Origin of the sequence: Desulfovibrio sp. 1188_IL3213 (assembly GCF_036763145.1) — a bacterium.
GTDB lineage: Bacteria > Desulfobacterota > Desulfovibrionia > Desulfovibrionales > Desulfovibrionaceae > Desulfovibrio.
Map to the genome: position 1 here is coordinate 1 of NZ_JBAIYR010000218.1, position 3,831 is coordinate 3,831.

Annotated in this window: 3 protein-coding genes; 1 reads left to right on the plus strand and 2 read right to left on the minus strand. The window is 60.1% G+C overall.

The window, feature by feature from the left end:
- A partial coding sequence (locus V6C16_RS09070; protein ID WP_333543046.1) for a helix-turn-helix transcriptional regulator occupies positions 1-741 on the plus strand: 741 nt, incomplete at its 5' end.
- 511 nt (positions 742-1,252) lie between these two features.
- Here V6C16_RS09070 and V6C16_RS09075 read toward each other — a convergent pair.
- Complete coding sequence (locus V6C16_RS09075; protein ID WP_333543047.1) at positions 1,253-1,852, minus strand: hypothetical protein; 600 nt, start codon at positions 1,850-1,852, stop codon at positions 1,253-1,255.
- 327 nt (positions 1,853-2,179) lie between these two features.
- Entirely contained in the window at positions 2,180-3,460 is a 1,281-nt protein-coding gene (locus V6C16_RS09080; protein ID WP_333543048.1) for a phenylacetate--CoA ligase family protein, read from the minus strand.
- Positions 3,461-3,831 lie beyond the last annotated feature (371 nt).

Here is a 3,831-nt window from a genome sequence, read left to right on the forward strand (position 1 = left end):
CGCACAGCCAGAAGCGGGCGCGCCCATCCGCAGGAACCGGAAAAGGCCGCCTGCCACAAGGCCGAGGCCCAGGCCATATTCGCCAACGCCAAACGCATGGCCGCAATGATGGCCCGCACCCTTGGCCCCTTTTGTGAGGTGGCCGTGCATGATTTCAGCGATCTTGAGCACTCCATCATCCACATCGAGGGCGCGCTTACCGGACGCAATGTGGGCGCCCCTGCCACCAATATGGTCACCAAAGCGTGGCGGCAGGGCGGCGACAACGTGCAGGACATCATTGCCTATTCCGCCGCGACCCCCTCAGGACGGACGCTCAAGTCCTCCATCAGCTTTCTGCGCAACAGCGAAGAGCAGGTCATCGGTGCGGTATGCATGCATTTTGACCTCACAGACCTGGAGCGCTTCCAGGGGGTTCTGCATGCCCTGCTGCGCTTTGAAAGCGCCCCCGGCAAGGAAATGAGCGAAGCGTTCCCCTCCTGCCTCGGGGAAACCAGCGATGCCATCATTGAAACGGCCATCCGCCGGGCGGGCAAACACCCCGCCACCATGACGCGGGAAGAAAAACTGCATTTCGTGCGGATTATGGACGAGGAAGGGGCTTTTCTCATCAAGGGCATGGTGCAGTATCTGGCAAAAGCCATGCGCGTTTCCATCTACACCGTGTACAACTACATGCGCCAGATCAAGGAAGACGCCAGCCGCGAAACACCCTCAAGCCGGAAAAACGCCGACCAGTAACGGCCCGCTGCAATAGAGCAATTTCACTTTGAAATTGCTCTGGCGGCTGCGTGAGCAGTCGCCCGCCGCAAAGATACAAGCGCAGCTTCAGCCGTTACGACAAAGGAAGTTACGGATGCTTCAGGAGTTGTAACGCGGGAAACTACGCTTGCAGACACCATGTGTAACGAGCGGTTTGTTTCCACACAACCACTGTCGCCATTCGTAAGGCTCGCAGGCTCGCCAACGACTGCCGCGAAGACAGCAGAGCTATTTTCGTGCGCGGTCAAGTATCGAAGCGAGCGTGTCTTAAACTTTGAGAACGTACATTCTCAAAGTTTGCCTGCAATAGAGCAGATTAACTTTGAAATGCTTCACATTTCAAAGTTTTCATTCAGCCGAAAAATGCGATTTTCGGCTGAATCTACGCCACATTGTGGCGCGCTGCACTTTCGTGCAGCGTTAGAGCATTTACACTTTTTCAAAGTTAAAATGCTCTAGTTGCGGACGTGGCCGGAGTGGTTGCCCTGCCTTACTGCCAGCCGCCCCACAGGGCCATCCGCTGCAAACCCAGCGCCGCAACAAGCAGGGCCGCCTGAACAAGCAGGGCCGCCACAAAAACCATGCCTTTTCCCTTCGCCCCAAGGCGCGCCGGAGCCAGCCCGGCCAGCATGCCCCACGCGCCCTGCAAAACACGCTTGAGGGGCCATACAAGCGCCAGCCCCATCCACAGCAGACCGCCCCAGGTGAAGAACCTGATATCGGAAATAGCCCAAAAGCGCTCCAGCACCATTCCCAGGTCAATATGGCCCGCGCTGTAGGCATTGCCTATGGATTCAACGGCATCCAGCGCTTTTCCCTCGCTGAACAGCACGCCCACTGCCCCGAACAGAGCCACAAGGGCTACAAGCAGCATGAGCAGTAGCCAGAAGGTGTTCATCTGCCACCGTGCATGGCCGAGCAACACCCTGTCGCCCCGCGCCCCGGCCAGACGGCGCAACACAGGGGCCAGCACAGGCACGGGCAAGGGCAATACCCCCAACACTGGCAGCCACAGGGCAAAAGCGCCCCCGGCCAGGCAGAGATATCCCGCCCAGGCCAGCCCCGGAGCCAGCACCTTGCCTGTGGACATGAAACCTCCCGTGATAGACGTGCCGCGCGTATGCAATGTGAAGCCATAATCTCACGGCTGTCTTTCGCGGGCAAGGGCTTATCGCCTCTTTGTCACAGTGGCGGCCACCACACGTGGAGAAAGCTTTGTGCAAAAAAAGCGGGGCCGTCGCCCCTTTGGGAAACTGCGGCCCCGCGCTGGCATATTTTTCGTGGTTACGGACGGGATGTAATGTTCCAACAGGGTGTTCACCCTCCCTCAGCGCGGTAAAGCTGGAGTGCTGACCTTACTGCGGCAGCCGCTGTGCCGGACGACAAAGGCATCGCAACGGCATGGCTCGGACGCGGCTCAGCGCTTGTCCACCACGCGGCGCGACTTGCTGAACGTGCGCGGCAGGGCCGCGTAATCCACAATGCTGACGTTCATACGTGCCATGATGGCCTTGTGCAGGCGCTTTTCCAGCGCTGCGGCCAGGGCGGAATCATTGCCCCCGCAGACGTTCTGCGCGCGCTCCACGGTAAGGGCCAGATGATCCAGGCCGCGTTCGTCACGGCTGAGTTCCACCTGATACTCGCCGCCCAGTTCGGCAAATTCCCCGATAACAGCCATGAACTGGCCGGGGTAGATATTGACGCCCCGGTAGATCAGCATGTCGTCCGAGCGGCCCAGGATACGATCGTGGCGCGGCATGTTCAGGCCGCAGGCGCAGCGCCCCGGCAACAGGCGACACAGGTCGTGGGTGCGATAGCGCAACAGCGGCACGGCCTCCTTGCACAGGCTGGTCACCACCATCTCGCCCACCTCGCCCTCAGGCACGGGCTGCAGGGTGACGGGATCAAGCACCTCGATGATAAACAAATCCGCCCAATAGTGCAGGCCGTCGTGGGCATCGCAGTCTATGGCCGTGCCGGGACCGTACATTTCTGTCATGCCCGCGATGTCGTAACAGCCCTCAAGTCCCAGCTTGCTTTCTATGGTGAGGCGCATTTTTTCGCTGCGCGCCTCAGACCCGCAGATCATCTTGCGCAGTTTGAGCCGCTCTCCAAGGCCGGCCCGTTCCACCTCTTCGGCCAGCAGCAGGGCCATAGAGGCCGTGGCGCCGAAACAGGTGGATTCAAGGTCCTGTAAAAGCTGCAAATGCATCTCAAGATTGCCCGGTCCCACAGGCACGGTGAGCATGCCCATCTTTTCGCTGCCGCCCTGAAAACCCACTCCGGCCGTCCACAGGCCGTAACCCACGGCTATCTGCATGCGGTCTTCGGCGGTCAGCCCGGCCAGCTCATAACAGCGGGCCATCTGCAGATTGAATGTTTCCACGTCCGCCGCCGTATAGGCCAGAATCTTGCGCTTGCCCGTGGTTCCGCTGGAGGCGTGAACGCGCACCACCTCAGCGGGCGGCACGCACAGCAGAGGCAGGGGATATCCCTCGCGCAGGTCGTCCACGTCCACTGTGGGCAGACGCGAAAGGTCATCCAGGCCAATGGCGCCGTCAGATTCAAGACCACAGGCGCGCAGCTTGCTGCTGTATTGGGGAGAGTTCCAGGCACGGCGCACTGTCCGGCGCAGGCCTTCCTCCTGGCGGAGGCGGATTTCCTCATCCGCAAGCTGTGGAATGAAGCGGTATGACATGCTTCTGCGGCTCCTTTGATCTTGAGGCGGGGTTAATGGCTACGTGCCGTGAAGAGCGCCGTAAACCTTTAAAATACGGTTGCATAAATAGCATGAGTTATGCCTGCACGACACAACGCCGGGCGATACGGCAACACGTCGCCAGGGCAGCGCTGGGCGATTGTGCGTCTTTTCAACCCGTCAGGCAAGTCAAATGCCTCTGCGACGCGGCATACCCGGCGCAAACAGCAAAAATATCCTCATGTTCCGCGTTTCTACACCTCGCGGCAACGCTCAAAAGCCCGGCGCACACTTGCAAACAGCGCCTGTGGGCTGTCTGTTCCCTGCCGGGCGGCCCGGGCCAGCGCCAGCATGAGCAAAACCCGCGCCTT